The 19,527-nt window shown below is 65.4% G+C and carries 20 protein-coding genes; 17 read left to right on the top strand and 3 right to left on the bottom strand.

Features of this window, described 5'->3' with window-relative positions; genetic code table 11:
• The first annotated feature begins 241 nt into the window (after positions 1-241).
• The 16 genes from ACSS7Z_RS15810 (at position 242) to ACSS7Z_RS15885 (ending at position 13,656) form a co-directional block, all read left to right on the top strand.
• Entirely contained in the window at positions 242-1,228 is a 987-nt protein-coding gene (locus tag ACSS7Z_RS15810; RefSeq protein WP_438255833.1) for a hypothetical protein, read from the top strand.
• A gap of 224 nt (positions 1,229-1,452) precedes the next feature.
• Positions 1,453-2,118 carry a DsbA family protein gene (locus ACSS7Z_RS15815; RefSeq protein WP_438255834.1) on the top strand — a complete coding sequence of 222 codons (666 nt, stop codon included), beginning with the start codon at positions 1,453-1,455 and terminating at the stop codon, positions 2,116-2,118.
• 217 nt (positions 2,119-2,335) lie between these two features.
• Positions 2,336-2,557, top strand: a complete 222-nt coding sequence (infA, locus tag ACSS7Z_RS15820) for a translation initiation factor IF-1 (RefSeq protein WP_017201569.1) — start codon at positions 2,336-2,338, stop codon at positions 2,555-2,557.
• 82 nt (positions 2,558-2,639) lie between these two features.
• The gene (gene rpmJ, locus ACSS7Z_RS15825) at positions 2,640-2,756 is read left to right on the top strand and encodes a 50S ribosomal protein L36 (RefSeq protein ID WP_005050492.1); all 117 of its coding nucleotides are present in this window, start codon (positions 2,640-2,642) and stop codon (positions 2,754-2,756) included.
• 141 nt (positions 2,757-2,897) lie between these two features.
• Entirely contained in the window at positions 2,898-3,272 is a 375-nt protein-coding gene (gene rpsM / locus ACSS7Z_RS15830) for a 30S ribosomal protein S13 (RefSeq protein ID WP_438255835.1), read from the top strand.
• A 29-nt stretch (positions 3,273-3,301) separates the two neighbouring features.
• Complete coding sequence (gene rpsK / locus ACSS7Z_RS15835) at positions 3,302-3,700, top strand: 30S ribosomal protein S11 (RefSeq protein WP_438255836.1); 399 nt, start codon at positions 3,302-3,304, stop codon at positions 3,698-3,700.
• Between the two features lie 145 nt (positions 3,701-3,845).
• The gene (locus ACSS7Z_RS15840) at positions 3,846-4,835 is read left to right on the top strand and encodes a DNA-directed RNA polymerase subunit alpha (RefSeq protein ID WP_438255837.1); all 990 of its coding nucleotides are present in this window, start codon (positions 3,846-3,848) and stop codon (positions 4,833-4,835) included.
• A gap of 34 nt (positions 4,836-4,869) precedes the next feature.
• The gene (gene rplQ, locus ACSS7Z_RS15845; protein WP_438255838.1) at positions 4,870-5,559 is read left to right on the top strand and encodes a 50S ribosomal protein L17, sunset domain variant; all 690 of its coding nucleotides are present in this window, start codon (positions 4,870-4,872) and stop codon (positions 5,557-5,559) included.
• Between the two features lie 316 nt (positions 5,560-5,875).
• Positions 5,876-7,228, top strand: coding sequence for an MFS transporter (locus ACSS7Z_RS15850; RefSeq protein WP_438255839.1), 1,353 nt, complete (start codon positions 5,876-5,878; stop codon positions 7,226-7,228).
• Positions 7,229-7,254: 26 nt separating this feature from the next.
• Complete coding sequence (locus ACSS7Z_RS15855; RefSeq protein ID WP_438255840.1) at positions 7,255-8,871, top strand: arylsulfatase; 1,617 nt, start codon at positions 7,255-7,257, stop codon at positions 8,869-8,871.
• A 27-nt stretch (positions 8,872-8,898) separates the two neighbouring features.
• A complete protein-coding gene (locus tag ACSS7Z_RS15860; protein WP_438255841.1) occupies positions 8,899-9,669 on the top strand; it encodes an IclR family transcriptional regulator in 771 nt (256 codons plus the stop codon).
• Entirely contained in the window at positions 9,666-10,463 is a 798-nt protein-coding gene (locus tag ACSS7Z_RS15865) for a sulfite exporter TauE/SafE family protein (RefSeq protein ID WP_438255842.1), read from the top strand. Before ACSS7Z_RS15860 ends, ACSS7Z_RS15865 begins: the two co-directional genes overlap by 4 nt.
• 443 nt (positions 10,464-10,906) lie before the next feature.
• On the top strand, positions 10,907-11,365 hold the full coding sequence (locus ACSS7Z_RS15870; RefSeq protein WP_438255843.1) for an FAS1-like dehydratase domain-containing protein: 459 nt from the start codon (positions 10,907-10,909) through the stop codon (positions 11,363-11,365).
• A complete protein-coding gene (locus tag ACSS7Z_RS15875; RefSeq protein ID WP_438255844.1) occupies positions 11,362-11,769 on the top strand; it encodes a MaoC/PaaZ C-terminal domain-containing protein in 408 nt (135 codons plus the stop codon). The genes ACSS7Z_RS15870 and ACSS7Z_RS15875 overlap by 4 nt, the downstream gene beginning before the upstream one ends.
• Positions 11,766-12,896, top strand: coding sequence for a UDP-N-acetylmuramate dehydrogenase (locus ACSS7Z_RS15880; RefSeq protein ID WP_438255845.1), 1,131 nt, complete (start codon positions 11,766-11,768; stop codon positions 12,894-12,896). Before ACSS7Z_RS15875 ends, ACSS7Z_RS15880 begins: the two co-directional genes overlap by 4 nt.
• Before the next feature lie 358 nt (positions 12,897-13,254).
• Entirely contained in the window at positions 13,255-13,656 is a 402-nt protein-coding gene (locus ACSS7Z_RS15885) for a VOC family protein (RefSeq protein WP_438255846.1), read from the top strand.
• A gap of 201 nt (positions 13,657-13,857) precedes the next feature.
• Here ACSS7Z_RS15885 and ACSS7Z_RS15890 read toward each other — a convergent pair whose 3' ends face one another.
• Both ACSS7Z_RS15890 and ACSS7Z_RS15895 read right to left on the bottom strand, forming a co-directional pair.
• On the bottom strand, positions 13,858-15,057 hold the full coding sequence (locus ACSS7Z_RS15890) for a pyridoxal phosphate-dependent aminotransferase (RefSeq protein WP_438255847.1): 1,200 nt from the start codon (positions 15,055-15,057) through the stop codon (positions 13,858-13,860).
• Positions 15,058-15,176: 119 nt separating this feature from the next.
• Positions 15,177-15,779, bottom strand: coding sequence for a hypothetical protein (locus ACSS7Z_RS15895; protein ID WP_438255848.1), 603 nt, complete (start codon positions 15,777-15,779; stop codon positions 15,177-15,179).
• 126 nt (positions 15,780-15,905) lie between these two features.
• On the opposite strand from ACSS7Z_RS15895, the gene ACSS7Z_RS15900 reads away from it, so the two are divergent.
• Positions 15,906-17,624: an acyl-CoA dehydrogenase family protein gene (locus ACSS7Z_RS15900; RefSeq protein ID WP_438255849.1), complete on the top strand. Its 1,719-nt coding sequence runs from the start codon at positions 15,906-15,908 to the stop codon at positions 17,622-17,624.
• 185 nt (positions 17,625-17,809) lie between these two features.
• On the opposite strand, the gene aceB is transcribed toward ACSS7Z_RS15900, so the two are convergent.
• Complete coding sequence (gene aceB / locus ACSS7Z_RS15905) at positions 17,810-19,465, bottom strand: malate synthase A (protein WP_438255850.1); 1,656 nt, start codon at positions 19,463-19,465, stop codon at positions 17,810-17,812.
• Positions 19,466-19,527 lie beyond the last annotated feature (62 nt).

A 19,527-nucleotide genomic window follows, 5' to 3' on the forward strand; every position in this document is an offset into this window, starting at 1 on the left:
CCACCTACGTCGGCAACGGCAAACCCCGCGGCTTCATGAACCGTTACCCATCTCCTGAGACAGAAACCGTCACCAATGTTCTGAGACAAGAACCGTCACCGAAGACCTGAGACATCACAGCACCTGTTTCATGCGGCAAACCATTTCTCGTGGTGTGAGGAGTTGTTCTCCACAATTCGCCGACCGAGCTGAAGCTGGGGATAGCGCCGTGTGAGAGCGCCGGTTCGGGCACGATGAGCGGATGCCATTGACACTGCTCGACCGCGCGTGTGCGGTCTCCCCGCTTCCGCTGTGCACGACCGAGGATGCTCGGCGGCTCGGCATCCGGCTGAATTCGGCCTGGCTGCGCGTGCGTAAGGGGATATATGTCGACCGCGCCGCGTATGAGAAGCTTCCGGCGCGCAAGAGGTACGCCGTGCGCGTGTATGCCTTCCTGCGGAAGAACCCGGATGCTGTGCTCTGCCTCGAGTCGTCGGCTGTCATCTGGGGCCTGCCGCAGTTCAACGAGCCCAAAGACATCCATGTCTTCGACCCTGATCGCACCGCGTCGTGGCGGTACGGAGATGTCTGCGTGCACACCAGTCGTGATCCCCGTGCGATCGAACAGGTGAACGGGGTCTCCGTGACCAGCCTGCTCGATACCGTTTGCGATCTCGTTCGGGTCGTTTCGCCGGCGCAGGCGCTCGCAATCACGGATGCTTCGATCTCGCCGGTGCAGGGCGGATTGCTCAGCCTCAGCGAACTTCGGGAGCGGGCCAGCGGACAGCAGAATCAGCGTGGGCGGGCACGAATGCAAGCGGCGTGGGAACTGGCTGATCCGCTGGCGGAGTCACCGGCTGAAAGCTTGAGCCGAGCGGTCATCCTCTGGAGCGGGTTCGAGGTGCCAGTGCTGCAGCGCGAGTTCTTCTATGAGGGCGAGCTCGATCGGGTGGACTTCTTTTTCAAGTCGGTCCGCGGTATCGGCGAGTCTGACGGCTGGGGCAAATACAACCTAGAAGATGCTGCGGAAGCGGCGAACAAGCTCAAGGACGAGAAGCGCCGTGAGGATCGGCTTCGCCGGCACCAGCATCCATTCGCTCGATGGGAAATGCGCGACATCTGGAAGGTGAATCCGCTCTGCCAGGCGTTGGCGTCGATCGGTGTGCCGATCGTCCGGCCGCGGCAAGACGCAATGCTGGTCACGCTTAAGCACAATCCGCGGGCGAAGCCGTGGAATCGCCGCGCCTGACCTCGCCTGCGCTGCGCGCGAGAAATGGCTAACTGCATGAGACAGGTGTTGGCACCACGTTTCTCATGCAGAAGGACGTTTCTCGCGGGGGGGAATGGCCCGGGGCACGGGCGAGCAGGGGCGGCGCGCAGGGGAGCGCACTCACTGCGGGGGCATAGGATTTTGGGGAAAGATGAAATGGTATGGGCGCTCGGCGCCACCCTCCTTCTACTGATCGGAACGTCATGGCTGCTGCCGCCAAGAGCAACACCAACTGGTTCGCCGTCGGAATCTCCATTGCCGTCGTCGTCGTCCTCGTCGGGCTCGGTGCCCTCGTCGTCTTCCTGAACAACCAGGCCGGTGCACCCGGGGTCGCGCCGCAGAGCACGATCATCGACGAGGACAGCGGTGCGATCGTCGTCGGTGAAGGCGACACCGAGGTCGATACATTCGTCGACTTCATGTGCCCCGCGTGCAACTCGTTCGAGCAGAGCTACGGCGCGCAGCTCCAGCAGGCTGCCGTGGACGGCGACATCACCCTTCGCCTCCACCCGGTCGCGATCCTCAACCACCAGTCGCAGGGAACGGACTACTCCTCGCGCGCAGGTGGGGCTGTCTACTGTGTTGCAGCCGAGGCGCCCGACTCGACGCTGGACTTCTTCGACCTGCTCTTCGCCAACCAGCCGCAGGGCGGTACGGCGGGCCTCAGCGACGACGAAATGAGCGCGCTCGCTGAGCAGGTAGGCGCGGGGTCCGCTGCCGATTGCATCGCCGACGGCACCTACATGAAGTTCGTCGAAGACCAGACCAACGCACACGACATTGCGAGCACGCCGACCGTGATGATCGATAACGAGCTCGTCAATCTTCAGGCGGGCGGCCAGGAGCAGCTCAACGAACTGCTCGGCTGATCCAACCTGCTCCACAAAGCGGGTCGCTCCTTCGGGAGCGGCCCGCTTTCTTGCTGATGACCAGGCCGGCGGCGGCTCAAGTTGCCGGATGCGCCTGTGGCGGATAAGATGGAGCGTTGGTGCCTTGCGCCCGGTTTTCGGCGTGTCCGTCCGGTTGAGGCATCACATTCATCCATCCAACGCAGATCGACCGGTCTGCAGAAGCGTCAGCGAGGCTATGGCTAAGAAAGACGGTGTCATCGAGATCGAGGGCGTCATTTCCGAGGCGCTGCCCAATGCGATGTTCCGCGTTGAGCTCAGCAACGGACATAAGGTCCTTGCAACGATCTCTGGAAAAATGCGGCAGAACTACATCCGCATCATCCCCGAAGACCGCGTGGTCGTGGAGCTCAGCCCCTACGACTTGACTCGCGGCCGTATCGTCTACCGCTACCGCTGATCGGTCGAGAAGTAACGGTTGTCCTGCCCCTCGACAGGCTCGGGGAGCGAGACAGCACGAAGACAGCGAACAAGGAAACAATATGAAGGTCAACCCCAGCGTCAAGCCCATCTGCGATCACTGCAAGGTGATCCGCCGCCACGGCCGCGTCATGGTTATCTGCAAGAGCAACCCGCGCCACAAACAGCGCCAGGGCTGAGCACTCTTCAGAACACAACTGAATAAACACAGGCAGGATCAAGACGCTTCCCAGGCTTAACGGCCGAAAGAAGCTGACACCTCGGGAAAGAGGCCCGGGTCCATATTCTGCCCCACACCTCTACTCACTCAGGAGAACCGCATGGCACGTCTTGCCGGCGTTGACATCCCGCGCGATAAGCGCGTGGTGATCGCCCTTACCTACATCTACGGCATCGGCCGTACCCGCGCCGTTGAGATCCTCAAGGCGACCGAGATCGATGAGTCGATCCGCGTCAAGGACCTCTCGGACGAGCAGCTCATCGCGCTGCGCGACCACATCGAAGGCACCTACAAGGTGGAGGGTGACCTGCGCCGCGAGGTTGCAGCAGACATCCGCCGCAAGGTCGAGATCGGCTCCTACGAGGGCATCCGCCACCGTCGTGGTCTGCCTGTTCGTGGACAGCGCACCAAGACCAACGCCCGTACCCGCAAGGGCCCGAAGCGCACCGTCGCCGGCAAGAAGAAGAGCCGCTAAGCGCGGCCAGGGACTAGGAGAAGACTTTCATGGCTGCACCTAAGGCCGCCGCGCGCAAGCCGCGCCGCAAGGAAAAGAAGAACGTCGCGCTGGGCCAGGCCCACATCAAGTCGACGTTCAACAACACGATCGTCTCGATCACCGACCCGTCCGGCGCTGTCATCAGCTGGGCATCCTCCGGTGGCGTGGGCTTCAAGGGCTCGCGCAAGTCGACCCCGTACGCCGCTGGTATGGCTGCCGAGTCGGCAGCCCGCCAGGCTCAGGAGCACGGTGTCAAGAAGGTTGACGTCTTCGTCAAGGGTCCGGGTTCGGGCCGCGAGACCGCGATCCGCTCGCTGACGGCCGCTGGCCTCGAGGTGGGTTCGATTCAGGACGTCACGCCTCAGGCACACAACGGATGCCGTCCGCCTAAGCGTCGCCGCGTTTGATCCGGTAAAGTCGCTCGCCCTCCGGGGTGAGCGACTTTCCGCCCGTCCTTCGACAAAGTTCAGGAACCGGGCACTGACTTTCAACAACTCAAAACCTCACCCACCACATGTCATATAGCGGGCATGTGATCGAAAGGAACACAGAGTGCTTATTGCACAGCGTCCCACACTGACCGAGGATAAAATCTCCGAGGATCGCAGCCGGTTCGTTATCGAACCGCTTGAGCCTGGCTTTGGTTACACCGTTGGCAACGCGCTGCGTCGTAGCCTGCTCTCGTCGATTCCCGGCGCCGCTGTCACCAGCATCCGGATCGATGGCGTGCTGCACGAGTTCAGCACGATCCCCGGTGTCAAGGAAGATGTCACTGAGATCATCCTGAACATCAAGCAGCTCGTCGTTTCGAGCGAGCGCGACGAGCCCATCACCGCTTACCTGCGTAAGACCGGTGCTGGCGAAGTTACCGCCGCTGACATCTCGGCTCCGGCCGGTGTCGAGGTGCACAACTCCGACCTCGTCATTGCAACGCTCAACGAGACGGCGAAGTTCGAGCTTGAACTCACCATCGAGCGTGGCCGTGGCTACGTGTCGTCGACCCAGAACCGTAACGAGTACGCCGAGGCCGGACAGGTTCCGATCGACTCGATCTACTCGCCGGTTCTCAAGGTCAGCTACCGGGTCGAGGCAACTCGTGCCGGTGAGCGCACCGACTTCGACAAGCTGATCCTGGACGTCGAGACCAAGTCCTCGATGCTCCCGCGTGACGCTGTTGCTTCGGCAGCGAAGACCCTGATCGAGCTGTTCGGCCTCGCTCGCGAGCTGAACGTCGAGGCTGAGGGCATCGAGATCGGCCCAGCGCCTGTGGAGCCTGTGCTCTCCAGCGAGCTGTCCATGCCGATCGAGGACCTCGACCTTTCGGTCCGCTCCTACAACTGCCTCAAGCGTGAGGGCATCAACACGGTGTCTGAGCTTGTCGCACTGTCGGAGACGCAGCTCATGAACATCCGCAACTTCGGCCAGAAGTCGGTCGACGAGGTGCGCGACAAGCTCATCTCGCTCGGTCTGTCGCTCAAGGATTCGGTGCCCGGTTTTGACGGCGCCCACTTCTACAGCGCAGGCGAAGACGAGTCCTTCTGACCTTCCCAAAATTCTGACCAGGAGTTAGATCAATATGCCTAAGCCCAGTAAGGGACCCCGCCTCGGAGGCGGCCCCGCTCACGAGCGTCTGCTGCTTGCCAACCTTGCCGCAGCGCTGTTCACCCACAAGTCGATCAAGACGACGGAGACCAAGGCCAAGCGCCTGCGTCCCTACGCTGAGCGACTGATCACCTTCGCTAAGCGTGGCGACCTGCACGCGCGTCGTCGCGTTGCCAGCGTCATCGGTGACAAGAGCGTCGTGCACACTCTGTTCACCGAGATCGCACCGCTGGTCGCCGAGCGTGAGGGTGGCTACACCCGCATCACGAAGGTCGGCTTCCGCAAGGGTGACAACGCGCCTATGGCCGTGATCGAGCTCGTTCTCGAGCCCGTCACCCCGAAGGTGAAGAAGTCCACCAAGGCTGCTGCCCCGAAGGCCGAGAAGGCCCCCAAGGCTGCTGACGCCGGCGCCGAGTCGCAGGAGGAGGGCGCAGCTGCTGAGGCTGTTGCCGCCGCTGCACTCGTCGAGGGCGACTTCGGTGCAGACTCCGCCGCTCCGAACGAGGACGGCACCGCACCTGAGGGCTTCGACATCAAGGGCAACAAGGACTCGATGAAGTTCCACCGCCCCGAGGGCCAGTGGTACGACCAGACCGTCGCTGAGGTCTGGTTCCGCACCGCTGAAGCCGCTGAAGCCGCAGGCTTCGCCGAGGCCGGCAAGTAATACCAGCACGAACAGTCGAAACCCGTCACCCCTGGGGTGGCGGGTTTCGTCGTTTTCGGCGGCTTCGCGCGTGAAGCACGGCCTGGGCAGGCCCGGTGCAGGCCCGGTGCAGGCCCGGTGCAGGCCCGGTGCGGGCCTGGCGCGGAGCCGGAGCAGGCCCGGCGCTGGCCCGGAGCCGACTCGACTTGACGGCGGCTGTGTTCACCTCGTAAAGTCGTGCTGGTCCCAATATGGGACACTGTCCCATAGCACGGGACGCGCGACGCATGAGTCGCGACCACAAACCAACGACGGCATCGACTTCAGGAGTCCGACGATGAACTCACGCCCCACCCGTACCAAGAATCCTCAACGAAACACTGTGCTCGCCAGTGTGTTCGGGTCGGTGATCGAGTGGTACGACTTCTTCCTGTACGCGACGATGGCCGCGCTCGTCTTCAATAGCGAGTTCTTCCCCGAGTTCGACCCGCTGATGGGCACGCTCGTGGCGTTCGGAACGTTCGCGGCCGGTTTCGTCACCCGCCCGATCGGTGGGCTCATCTTCGGACACTACGGCGACCGCATTGGCCGCAAGAAGATCCTTGTGATCACGATGCTCATCATGGGCATCTCGACCTTCCTGATGGGATGCCTGCCGACCTACGAGCAGATCGGCGTCGCAGCCCCGATCCTGCTGCTCATCCTGCGGATGCTGCAGGGCATCGGCCTGGGTGGCGAGTGGGGTGGCGCGGCCATCCTCACCTTCGAGCACGCCCCGCGCGGCAAGCGCGGCCTCTTCTCATCGTGGCCGCAGACCGGCGTTCCCCTGGGCCTGCTGCTGTCCACACTCGCGGTCAACCTCGTCTCGATCCCCGGCGATGAAGCGCTGTTGGAGTGGACCTGGCGGATCCCGTTCCTGGCCAGCATCCTTCTCGTCGTCGTCGGACTCGTCGTGCGCCTCCAGGTGAGCGAGCCCAAGGCGTTCACCGCCATGGTCAAGACCGGCGACGTCGTCAAGGCCCCGGTGTTCGAGGTCATCCGCCACTACCCGAAGCAGATCCTCGTCGGCATCGGCGCTCGCTTCAGCGAGAGCATCACCTTCAACGTCTACAACGCCTTCATCCTGACCTACACAACAACAGTCCTCGGGCTCTCCAGCACCTATGCCCTCAACGGACTGCTGATCTCCAGTGTGATCGGATTCGTCGTCATCCCGTTCGCGGGGAAGCTCTCCGACCGGTACGGACGCCGCCCGGTCTTCGCCGCCGGTGCAGGTATCGCCCTGGTCACCGCTTTCCCGGTCTTCGCCCTCATCGACACCGGTGTGGAGCAGCTGATTTGGATCGCAATCATGCTCGGCTGGGCGCTCGGCGCGTGCACGATGTTCGGTGCGGAAGCAGCCTTCTTCGCAGAGCTGTTCCCGGCTCGTGTCCGTTACACGGGAATGTCGCTCGTCTACCAGCTGGGCGTTCTTCCCTCCGGCGCGATCGCTCCGATCATCGCCATCTGGCTGGTGTCGATCTCCGGATCGTCGTGGCCGGTCGCTGTCTACATCATGGTCGCCGCCGCCATCGCACTGATCTCGCTGTACTTCGCGAAAGAGACCGCGCACGATGACATCGACGTCGATCTCCACGCCAAAGCGGCCCAGCAGGAGAGCGAAGCCGCCGCCGTCCAGCCGGTTCGCTGACGTCCCCCCGACACCGAAAGACACTCATGACTGAGAAGACCAACACGCCACCCAACGTCGTCCTCATCCTCGTCGACGACATGGGATTCTCCGATATCGGATGCTTCGGGGGAGAGGTGCTCACCCCGAACATCGATGCTCTCGCGGCCGGTGGTGCATCGCTCACGCAGTTCTACAACACCGCCCGGTGCAGCCCGTCGCGCGCCTCGTTGCTGACAGGGTTGCACCCCCACCAGACCGGTATCGGCATCCTCAACTACGACGATGCCCCGGAAGGCTACGCGGGCAATCTCAACCGTGATTGCGTCACGATCGCCGAGGCTCTGAAGCCCGCGGGCTACCGCAGCTACGTCTCCGGCAAGTGGCACATGGCCGGCGATATTCACAACCCGACGGATGCCTGGCCCACGCGGCGCGGATTCGATGAGTTCTTCGGAACGCTCGAGGGTGCCGGAAGCTTCTTCCAGCCGCGCACGCTGACCCGCAACGAAGTAAACGTCGAGGCGGAGACCGAAGCGGAGGACTTCTACTACACGGATGCCATCAGCGATAACGCTGTGGAGTTCATGAAGAAGCACGAAGCTGAGCACGGCGACGACCCGTTCTTCATGTATGTCGCCTACACCGCACCGCACTGGCCGCTGCACGCGCTGGAAGAAGACATCGCCAAGTATGCCGGCCGTTTCGACGCCGGATGGGACGAGCTGCGCGCCGAGCGGCTGGCTCGCCTGGTGGCATCCGGAATCATCGACGAGCAGTGGAAGCTCACCGAGCGCGATGCGCGCATCCCCGCCTGGGACGACGTCTCGGACAAGGAGTGGGAGGCCATGCGCATGGCGGTGTACGCCGCGCAGATCGACCGGATGGACCAGGGTGTCGGACGCGTCGTCGACGAACTGCGACGCCAGGGCACGTTCGACAACACGATCATCCTCTTCCTCTCCGACAACGGTGGATGCGCCGAGGAGATGCCGCTGGAGACCGCGAAGGAATTCGTCACCACGTACGTCTCCTTCGACGCCACGACCCGTGACGGTCGCGAAGTCCGGCCAGGCAACGATGCGAGCATCATCCCCGGTGGTGAAGACACGTACGCGACCTATGGACGCGCGTGGGCGAACCTCTCGAACACACCGTTCCGCGAGTACAAGCACTGGATTCATGAGGGCGGGATCTCCACGCCGCTGATCGTCAGCTGGCCCGACCAGCTGCCCAGTGGCGTCATCCGCAACCAGCCCCACCAGCTGCCGGATGTCATGGCCACGGTGCTGGAAGCAGCCGGCACCGAGTATCCGGAAACCTATCCCGACCGCACCCCGCTGCCCCTCGAAGGTGTGAGCATGCTCGACACCCTCCGCGAGGACGCCGCCGATGATGCGCGACTGCTGTACTGGGAGCACGAGGGCAACTGCGGTGTGCGCCGGGGCCAGTGGAAGCTCGTCAAGAAGTACGCGCAGCAGTGGGAACTGTACGACATGGTGCGCGATCGCACCGAGCTGCACGACGTTGCCGTGTCGCATCCGGCGATCGTCGCGGAGCTGTCGGCAGCCTACGACGTCTGGGCATCGCGCTGCGGGGTCATCCCGCGCGATCGCGTGCTGGCACTGTATGAGTCCCGCGGCAGCGGACTGCCGTCGGAGTGATGTGCGCAGCCGCGATAGTCTGACGTGATGGAAGGAACCTCGGACAACGCCGTATCGAAGGCGATCCAGATTCTTTCCGCACTCCGAACGCACACCGATGGGGCAAGCGCTCGCGAGCTTGCCCCGTCGACGGGCTTCGCCCGAAGCACGGTGCAGCGGATCCTCGCGACTCTGGCTGCCAGCGGCATGGTGATCCAGGATGCTTCGACCCAGCGGTACCGGATCGGTCCGCAGGCGCTCGTGATCGGCCTCGGATACAACGGTGGCAACGTGCTCGTTAATGAGTCGCGCCCCTACATGTTCGCGCTCCGTGACGAGACCCACGAGACGGTGGGGCTGTCGGTCGCCGTGGGCAACGCCCGAGTCTTCCTCGAGGAAGTGCAGAGCAACGCCGAGATCCGCTTCGCCTCGGAGATGGGCCGGCTGTACCCGCTGTGGTCCGGTGCCAACGGACGCATTCTTATGAGCGGAATGTCGGATGCTGAAATCGATCGGGTGCTGGCCGACCATGAGCATGACGCCTCACTGTTCGACTCCCTGACGCCGGATGAGATCCGAGAGCGCATCATCGACATGCGCGAGCGTGGGTTCGCGGTGGCATCCAATGAGACGATCGCGAATGTGAGTTCCGTGGCAGTCGGCGTCCGTGACGGGTCGGGTCAGATCTGCGCAGCTCTGTCGATCTCCGGGCCTGCCGACCGCTTCACCGCAGACAAGATGAATGACGCCGCCGGGCGGTTGCAGGAAGCTGCCGCAGCCATCGCCAAACGACTGGGCGCAGGACGAGGGATGAATTGACCGAGACACCCGCAGCAAGAATCCGCGGTCCGCGGGCGTACATTACCTTCGTCATCATCGGGCTCGTCGCCGGCCTCCTGTCCGGTCTGTTCGGTGTCGGCGGCGGAACAATCATCGTTCCGTTGCTCGTGCTCACGCTGCCGTTCGATCAGCGTCTGGCAGCGGGCACGTCTCTCGCCGCGATCGTGCCGACTGCGAGCGTCGGGGTCATCTCGTACGCGGCATCCGGATCGGTCGCCTGGATTCCCGCACTGATCCTCGCCGGAGGCGCCGTCATCGGCGCCCAGATCGGCACCTGGCTGCTGCCGCGGATCTCGCAGACCGCGCTGCGCTGGGGCTTCGTCGGGTTCCTGCTCCTCGTGATCGTGAGCCTGTTCCTCGTCGTGCCATCGCGTACCGCCGTGTTCGAACTCGGCTGGATCAATGGCGTGGGCCTGGCCGCAGTCGGCGTCTGCACCGGTGTCATCGCCGGACTCATCGGCGTCGGCGGCGGCGTGATCATCGTGCCGGTGCTGATGCTGGTCTTCGGCACCAGTGACCTCGAAGCCAAGGGCACGAGCCTGATGATGATGATTCCGACCGCGATCTCGGGGACCATCGGCAACCTTCGCCACCGCAACGTCGACCTGCTCGCCGCCGGAATCATCGGGCTCTCCGCCTGCACTATGACAGCCCTCGGCGCGTGGCTCGCGACCCTGCTCGACCCCTTCGCCGGCAACATGCTCTTTGTCGGATACATTGCAGCCATCGCCGTACAGATGACCATCAAGGCCATTCGCGGGCGCCGACGCTGAGGCTGGGCTGGGGCTGGGGCTGGGGCTGGGCTGGGGCGCGTTCGCAGCCTCGGGCGGAGGCCGCGCGTTCGGGAGGAGTTCGCACGTTTGGGCGGAGGATTCCAGCACGGATGGCCTCCCAAGGCTGCTTTCTCCGCCGAAGCGTGCGGCGCATTAACCGGACGCGACGCTGAGGCTGGCCGCAGCCTCGGGAGGAGTTCGCACGTTTGGGCGGAGGATTCCAGCACAGATGGCCTCCCAAGGCTGCGTTTTCCGCCTGAGCGTGCGTTCGCAGCGGAAGCCGCGCGTTCGGGAGGAGTTCGCGCGTTCGGGAGGAGTTCGCGCGTTTGGGCGGAGGATTCCAGCACGGATGGCCGCCCACGGCTGCTTTCTCCGCCGAAGCGTGCGGCGCATCGAACGGACGCCGCGCTGAGGCCGAGGCATCCACTCGGTAGACTCGATGGGTGTCTGTGAACTCCGAACTGGTCGGCCGGGAATTCCCGCCGACACCGCCGTACCTGGTCGGCCGTGAGAAGGTACGCGAGTTTTCTCGCGCCGTCTTCGCCGACGCCCCGCTGCACACCGACGTCGAGGCCGCACGCGCTCTCGGCTACGCGGATGTCGTGGCGCCGCCCACCTTCGCGATGGTCGTCCAAGACCTCACGCTGCAGCAGCTGCTCGCCGAACCCGACTCCGGAATCGTGCTGGCCCGAACCATCCACGCCGAACAGCGCTTCGCCTACACGCGGCCGATCGTCGCGGGCGACGAGCTCACCGGACGGCTGAAGGTCACCGGCATCCGAATGATGGCAGGAAACGCGATGATCACCAGTGAAGCTGCGATCACGGATGCCGGCGGCGACCTCGTCGTCACTGCGACGAGCGTGCTGCTGGTCGGCTCGGACGAGGAGGACGCAGCATGAACCTCTCTACTCTCTCTGTCGGTGATGTGATCGCTGAGCGCACCGTGCACCTGACTCGTGAGTCGCTGGTGCGCTATGCCGGAGCATCCGGAGACTTCAACCCCATCCACTACCGCGACGATGTTGCGGAATCCGTGGGCCTGCCCGGCGTGCTCGCGCACGGCATGCTCACGATGGGACTCGCCTCATCTGTCGTCGTCGCAGCTCTCGGTGACGTCGCGAAGATCACCGACTACGGCGTGCGCTTCACCCGCCCGGTCGTCGTCGATCCCACCGACGGCGCGGACGTATCCGTGCTCGCCAAGATCGGCGCCGTGGATGCCGAGACCGCACGCATCGACCTCACCGTGAAAGCCGCCGACACCACCGTGCTGGTCAAAGCGCAGCTGCGCGTCGCGCTATGACGACGCCGATCCCGCTCTCGCAGCTGACAACCCTGCGCACCGGCGCCGCCCCCGAGCGGATGCTGGATGCCACCACAACCGCGTCGCTGATTGAAGCGCTGCGTGAAGTGTGGGCGCGGCACGAGGAGTGGTTCGTGCTCGGCGGCGGGTCGAACCTGTTCGTCGGTGACGAGCCGTTCGAGGGCACCGTCATCCGTGTGCTGACCACGGGGATCTCGTTGATCCCGTCGCCGCATCCGGGGCGTATGCGCGTGCGCGTGCAGGCCGGACACAACTGGGATGACCTCGTCGCCTACACGGTCGAGCAGGGGCTCGCCGGTATCGAGGCGATGAGCGGGATTCCCGGGACGGTCGGTGCTGCGCCGGTGCAGAACATCGGGGCGTACGGGCAGGAGATTCAGGAGACGCTGGTCGAAGTCGAGCTCATCGACGAATCGACCGGTGAGGTGTCGACGGTTCCGGCGTCGGAGCTCGGACTCGGTTTTCGCACGTCGGTGCTCAAACACCACTACGACAGCGTGCCGCTGCGGCATGCGGTCATCCTCTCGGTGACGCTTGATTTGGCGGAGGTCGGCGCGGCCGGACGTGTCGTTCGCGGCGAACAGCTGCGTCGAGCGCTCGGACTCACCAGCGACGAGGCTGTTCCGCTGGCGTGGGTGCGCTCGGAGATTCTGCGCATCCGGGCAGCGAAGGGAATGCTGCTCGACGATGCGGATGCTGACACCAGCAGTGCCGGTTCGTTCTTCCAGAACCTGATCGTGTCGGAGACCGTGGCGAACCAGCTGCCGCCGGAGTGCCCGCGGTGGCCTGTCGCCCCAGACCTGGATACGGTCACGGTCATTCCGCTGGAGGCCTACGACGGCCAGGTGCCTGCGGCGCCCGCTGTGCGCAGCGAGGTCAAGGTCAGTGCCGGCTGGCTGATCGAGAACTCTGGAATTTCCAAGGGGTTCAGGCTGCCGCGCTCACGTGCCGGGATCTCGACCAAGCATGCGCTGGCGTTGACCAACCGCGGCGGTGCGACGGCGGGGGAGCTGGCGGAGCTTGCCCGGTACATCCAGGCCCGCGTGCATTCGGAGTTCGGGCTGCTGCTGCAGCCGGAACCGGTGCTCATCGGCGTGGAGCTGTAGCGGTTGGACCTCCGGGCTGTTGCCCGTTCCGGGCTGTTGCCCGTTCCCTCTCATTTCCCCCGCGCATAACTCCTGAGAACTAGTGGCTGCGGCCGTGATTCTGGCCGGTTCCGGGGTGTTTCCGGCCATTGTTCAGGAGTTGTGCGCGGTGGTTGCGGGTGGCGGAACCGTGGCTGGCCGGTGCGCGGCGGGGCGTTGCCTGCTCCGGTTCGCGCATAACTCCTGAGAACTGGTGGCTGCGGGCCTGATTCTGGCCGGTTCCGGGGTGTTTCCGGCCATTGTTCAGGAGTTGTGCGCGGTGGTGGCGGGTGGCGGAGCCGTGGAAGGGCAGTGCGCGGCGGGGGAGTACGCTCGCAGGATGACTGGACTTGTGCCGTACCTGTTCTTCCCCGGCAACGCGGCCGAGGCGCTCGGCTTCTACCAAAGTGTGTTCGGTGGCGAGCTCGTGCTCTACACCTACGCAGATGCGCAGCGCACGGACGGCCCGGCAGATGCAATCGGCCACGGCATGCTGCAGGGCACCGTTGAACTGTTTGCCGCGGATGCTGCCGGAGACGAGGACGCCGTGCACATCGTCGGCGCGAGCTTCTCGCTGCTCGGCACTGCTGAGCCCGAGGTACTGCACGACTGGTTCACGAAGCTGTCGGATGGCGGCACCGCAATCGATCCGCTGCAGCAGCGCCCCTGGGGCGACTTCGACGGCCAGGTCACTGACCGCTACGGCATCCGTTGGCTGATCGGGTACCAGGTCACCGCCTGAATCGCGCTGCCGCTGCCGCTGCCGCTACCGCTGCTGCCGCCGCGCTGCCGCTGCTGCCGCTCCGCGACGCTGCCGCTGCTCCGCGACTCGCCGCCGCAACGTGAGTCGTGGGTTTCCCCGCGAGTCACCACTTCGCCAGTGGTGACTCGTGCGGAAAGTGGTGACTCATTCGCGAGGTGGTGAGTCGCTGCGCGAGCAGTGCTAGGCGAACATGCGCTGCAGGCGCTGCATCCCCTCAAGGAGCTGCTCATCGCCCAGCGCGTACGACAGACGCAGGTAGCCGGAGGGGCCGAAGGCCTCGCCCGGCACCACGGCCACTTCGGCCTGCTCGAGGATCAGGTCGGCCAGCTCCAGCGACGTGGTCGGGGTGACGCCACCCCAGGTGCGGCCGAGCAGCCCCTGCACATCCGGATACACGTAGAACGCGCCGAGCGGGTTCGGCACACGCACGCCATCGATCTTCGACAGTTCGGACACGATCAGGCGGCGGCGGCGATCAAACGCCTCGCGGAACTGCTCCGACTCCGTCTGCGGACCCGTCAGAGCGGCGATCGCCCCGTGCTGCGCGACGTTGTTCACGTTGCTGGTCAGGTGTGACTGCAGGTTGCCGGCGACCTTCATCGCATCGGTCGGGCCCACCATCCAGCCCACCCGCCAACCGGTCATGGCATAGGTCTTCGCGACGCCGTTGACCAGGATCGTCTGGCCGGCGACATCCGGAACAGCCTCCACAATCGAGGTTGCCTTCACTCCTTCGTAGGTGAGGTTCTGGTAGATCTCATCCGAGATGACCCAGATGCCGTGCTCAACCGCCCACTCGCCGATCGCGCGGGTCTCTTCGAGCGTGTACACAGCGCCGGTCGGGTTCGACGGCGACACGAACACCAGCGCGGTGGTGCGCTCGGTGCGTGCAGCCTCGAGCTGCTCGACGGTCACCTTGTAGTCCTGGTCGGCCCCGGCGAAAACCGACACCGGGATGCCGTCGGCCAGAGCGATCGCTTCGGGGTAGGTGGTCCAGTACGGAGCCGGTAGCAGCACCTCATCGCCCGGATTCACCACGGTCTGGAACGCCTGGTACACCGCCTGCTTGCCACCGTTGGTGACGATGACCTGGCTCGCCGCGACCTCGAGACCCGAGTCCCGCAGCGTCTTGGCGGCAATCGCCTCGCGCAGCGCCGGGAGGCCGCCCGCCGGCGTGTACCGGTAGTTCGCCGGGTTCGCGAGGGCGGTGGCTGCAGCATCCACGATGAACTGCGGGGTGTTGAAATCGGGCTCGCCCGCGGCATAAGAGATGACGGGCTTGCCCGCGGCCTTGAGGGCCTTGGCCTTCGCGTCGACCTTCAGGGTCGCCGATTCGGCAATGGCGGACAGCTTGCGGGAGAGGGGGGCGCGTTCAGTCACGCCTCAAATGCTACTCGGCCGCGTCGCAGTCCGGAACTGGAGGATGCCGCGCGGGCATCGTCCGTGACGAAACGCCGACGCGCGGTAGTCGGAAGGCCGCCATGCCCTAGACGCGCCCGTCACTGAAACGCGGGCACGAACGGCCACGGAAACAGGCCCTCGCCGGCGAGAATAATGGCGGCCGCGGTGAACGAGATCGCCGTGATCGCCGCCCAGACGAGCTGCGGGGCCGGGCTCGGTGTGCGGATGCTTAGACCGAGGCCGAGCAGGAACATCGCCGCGAACAGCCACCAACCGAACACGAACGCGAACCATGGCACCGTCAGCAGAAGGAACGCTTCGGGCGGCGCGGCCCACGACAGCAGAACAGGCAGCGTCAGTGTGGCGAGAGTCAGAAGCGAGTGGACACCGGCTATCGCGAGCAGGGCGAGAGCGACAGCTCCGCGGATCGAGCCGCGCGGGGCGGATCGGCGTTTGCTCCGCTCCGCCGTGTGGGCACGTGCGAGCGCGGGTGGGAGTTCGCGATCGGCGGCATCGGCGGTGGCATCGGCGGCGGTGGCATCGGCGGCGGCGGCAGCGACGGCGGCATCGGCGGCATCGGCTGCACCAGCGGCGCCGCCGACATCGCCGACATCGCCGACATCGCCGGCACCGGCTGCATCGCCAGCAGCAGCGGCATCAGGTTCGGGGCCGGAGGAATCGCGGCGGGGAGGATCGTCCATGCGCAGCAGGTTATCGAGAGCGCGGGCGTCGGATCGGAGTTATCCACAGGTGACGGTGACACCCTCTAGCCGTGAAACTCGGTCTCAGATAGAGTGAGCCTGAGTGTCTATCAATTGGAGCTGACGATGACTGCTGCCTACATCCCGCCCGTCGCGGACTATGCCTTCCTCTACAGCGAGGCCTTCGGCCGTGACATCGTCGCCGCGGCCTCCGAAGGCGCACTCAGTGCCGAGGACGCCGTCGAGATCATCGCGGGCGCCGGCGAGTTCGCTGCCGAAGTACTCGCACCTCTGGACCGCACCGGCGACCAGGTCGGCGCACAACTCGTCGACGGTCAGGTGCGGCTGCCCGAAGGCTTCGCCGCCGCATACCAGGCACTGGTCGAGGCCGGATGGGTGGGCGCCACCGCTCCGGAATCCGCCGGTGGTGACGGACTCCCCGGCTCAGTTGCTGCCGGACTCGGCGAGATCTGGAACGCCTCCAACGCGGCCTTCGCGCTGTGCTGGATGCTGGGAGCCGGTGCCATCCATGCGCTCGATGCCGCAGCATCCGAAGAACTGCGTGAGACCTACCTGACCAAACTCGTCAGCGGCGAGTGGACCGGCACCATGAACCTCACCGAGCCGGAGGCGGGCACCGATCTCGGCGCGATCCGCACGATGGCGACCCCGCGCGAAGACGGCACCTGGTCGATCAGCGGGCAGAAGATCTTCATCACGTGGGGCGACCACGACATCGCCGACAACATCGTGCACCTTGTTCTCGCGCGCACGCCGGATGCCCCGGACGGAGCCCGCGGACTCTCACTGTTCGTCGCACCGCGCCTCATGGTCGAACCGGACGGTTCACTGGGGGAGCGCAACCGCATCGAGACGGTCGCGATCGAGCACAAACTTGGCATCCACGCGAGCCCTACCTGCGTGCTCTCCTACGAAGAGGCCACCGGCTATCTCGTCGGCGAGCTGCACGGGGGCCTGGCCGGAATGTTCGTCATGATGAACTCCGCCCGCGTCGGCATGGGCCACCAGGCGACCGGCATCGCCGATCGCTCATACCAGGGCGCCGCTGAATATGCCGCGGGACGCATGCAGGGGCGCGTGCTCGATCGTCCCGCGGGGACGCCGATCGCCGAGCATCCGGATGTCCGGCGCATCCTGCACTCCATGTCGAGCCAGGTGTTCGCGATGCGGGCGCTGTCGGTGTTCGTCGGCGACCTGTTCGATCGGGCGGATGCCGACGCCGACGTGCTGCGGATGGCCGAGCTGTTCGTGCCCATCCTCAAGGGGTGGGCGAGCGAAGAGGCGCTGCGGGTGACGAGTGATGGCATCCAGGTGTACGGCGGGATGGGATTCATCGAAGAAACCGGCGCCGCCCAGCACTACCGTGACGCCCGTATCGTGCCGATCTACGAGGGCACCACCGCGATCCAGGCGAACGACCTCATCGGACGCAAGGTGCTGCGCGATCAGGGCGCGACCGTTGCGGCGCTGTTCGAGCAGATGGAGGAGACCGTGACGGCGCTGCGCACGGGTGATTCGGGCGTCGGAACGCGGGCGGCCGACCGGCTCGAGCGGGCAGTTGTGGCTGCGCGTCAGGCGACGGAGGCTGTGCTGGGCTTCGCGGATGCGCCGCGCGATGCGTATGCGGCGAGTGTCCCGTATCTGATGCTGCTCGGCACGCTCGCCGGTGGCTGGATGCATGCGCTCGCCGTGGTCGCCGTGGTCGGGCACGCGGCTGTGGAGGAATCGGATGCTGCGCGCCTCACCGATGCAGATTTCTACGGCGCCCACCACCTGGTGCGCGTGCACGCGCTCGCCGAGACGGTGGCTGCCGGCGAAGTCTGAGCCGAACGCGCGAGCCGAACGCGCGAGCCGAACGCACGAGTCGAGCGCACGAGCCGAGCGCGCGAGCCGAGCGCGCGAGCCGAACGCGCGAGCCGAGCGCGCGAGCCGAACGCGCGAGAAAGGTCCTGCTGCACGAAACACGTGCTGGCAGGACCTTTCTCATGCAGTTAGGCCTGTTTCGCGGCTCAGCCCTCTTCGACCAAGAACTTCGAGTACGCCGACAGCGTCAGGAACGCGGGGAACTCCGTACCCAGCGACACCTCGCGGAACACCTCCGCAGCATCCTCGAAGCGATCGGACTTGGAGCGCGGAACCTCCGCCAGGACCTCGGCGATCAGCCCTTCGACGTACTCGGGCGTGATGCGGGTGCCGTTCTCCGTCGTGCGGTCCTGGTGGATCCACTGCCACACCTGCGAGCGCGAGATCTCTGCGGTCGCGGCATCCTCCATCAGATTGTCAATCGCCACGGCGCCGAGCCCACGAATCCACGCCTCGATGTAGCGGATGCCGACCGAGACGTTGTCGCGCACGCCCTGAGCGGTGATCGGACGCCCGATCTGCAGGTTCAGCAGATCCTCGGCGGTCACGTGAACATCGTCGCGCTGCCGGTCGACCTGATTCGCACGATCGCCCAGCACGGCATCGAACTCCGCCTGCGCGGTCGGAATCAGATCGGGGTGCGCCACCCACGTGCCGTCGAAGCCGTCGTTCGCCTCACGCTTCTTGTCTGCGGCAACCTTCTCCAGCGCGATCGCAGTGACCTCGGGGTCTCGACGGCTCGGGATCGATGCGCTCATGCCGCCGATCGCGAAGGCTCCGCGCCGGTGGCAGGTCTTCACCAGCAGCTCGGTGTACGCACGCATGAACGGCACCGTCATCGTGACCTCGCTGCGATCGGGCAGCACGAAACGCGCGCCGCGGCCGCGGTAGTTCTTGATGATCGAGAAGATGTAGTCCCAGCGTCCGGCGTTCAGGCCCGCGCAGTGATCGCGCAGCTCGTACAGGATCTCGTCCATCTCGAACGCTGCAGGCAGTGTCTCGATCAGCACGGTCGCGCGGATCGTGCCGTGCGGGATGCCGACGTACTCCTCCGCGAACGTGAAGACGTCGTCCCAGAGCCGGGCCTCTTCGCTGGATTCGAGCTTGGCGATGTAGAAGTACGGGCCGCGGCCCGAGGAGATCAGCGCCTTCGCGTTGTGCAGGAAGTAGAGACCGAAATCGGTCAGAGATCCGGATGCTGCCATGCTGCGGCCGGTGCGATCGATGAAGTTCAGGTGCTTCTCGGTCAGGTGCCAGCCGCGCGGACGCATCACGATCGTCGGCGTCTGCTCGGCGGTGACCTCGTAGCGCTTGCCTTCGGGTGAGGTGAAGGAGAGCTCACCGCGGATCGCATCGCGCAGCGACAGTTGCCCGCCGATGACGTTGTGCCAGGTGGGGCTCGTAGCATCCTCCTGGTCGGCGAGCCAGACCCGTGCGCCGGAGTTCAACGCATTGATGGTCATTTTCGGGTCCGTCGGGCCGGTGATCTCCACGCGGCGGTCTTCCAGGCCGGGGCCCGCACCGGCGACCTGCCACGCAGCGTCCTCGCGGATGTGGCGAGTGTCGTCGCGGAACCGCGGGTCGTGGCCGTTGCCGATCTCGAAGCGGCGGCGCATGCGGTCGGCGAGCCGGTCGTGGCGGCGAGCCGCGAAGCGGTGGTGCAGCTCGGTGAGGAAGGCGAGCGCCTCGGGAGTGAGGATCTCGTCGAACCGGTCGTACAGCGGGCCCGTGACCTCCAGGGTCGGGCCCTGCTTGATCGTCTGCGTGGGAGCGGTGGTCGGGGGAGCGGTGGGAGTGGTCATGATCGGAATCCTTTTCGTGGAGTGCGTCTCAGAAGATGCGGGTATGCCAGGCGTGGGGCGGC

This window comes from Microbacterium wangyouchuni (assembly GCF_051546305.1).
Taxonomy (GTDB): Bacteria; Actinomycetota; Actinomycetes; order Actinomycetales; family Microbacteriaceae; genus Microbacterium.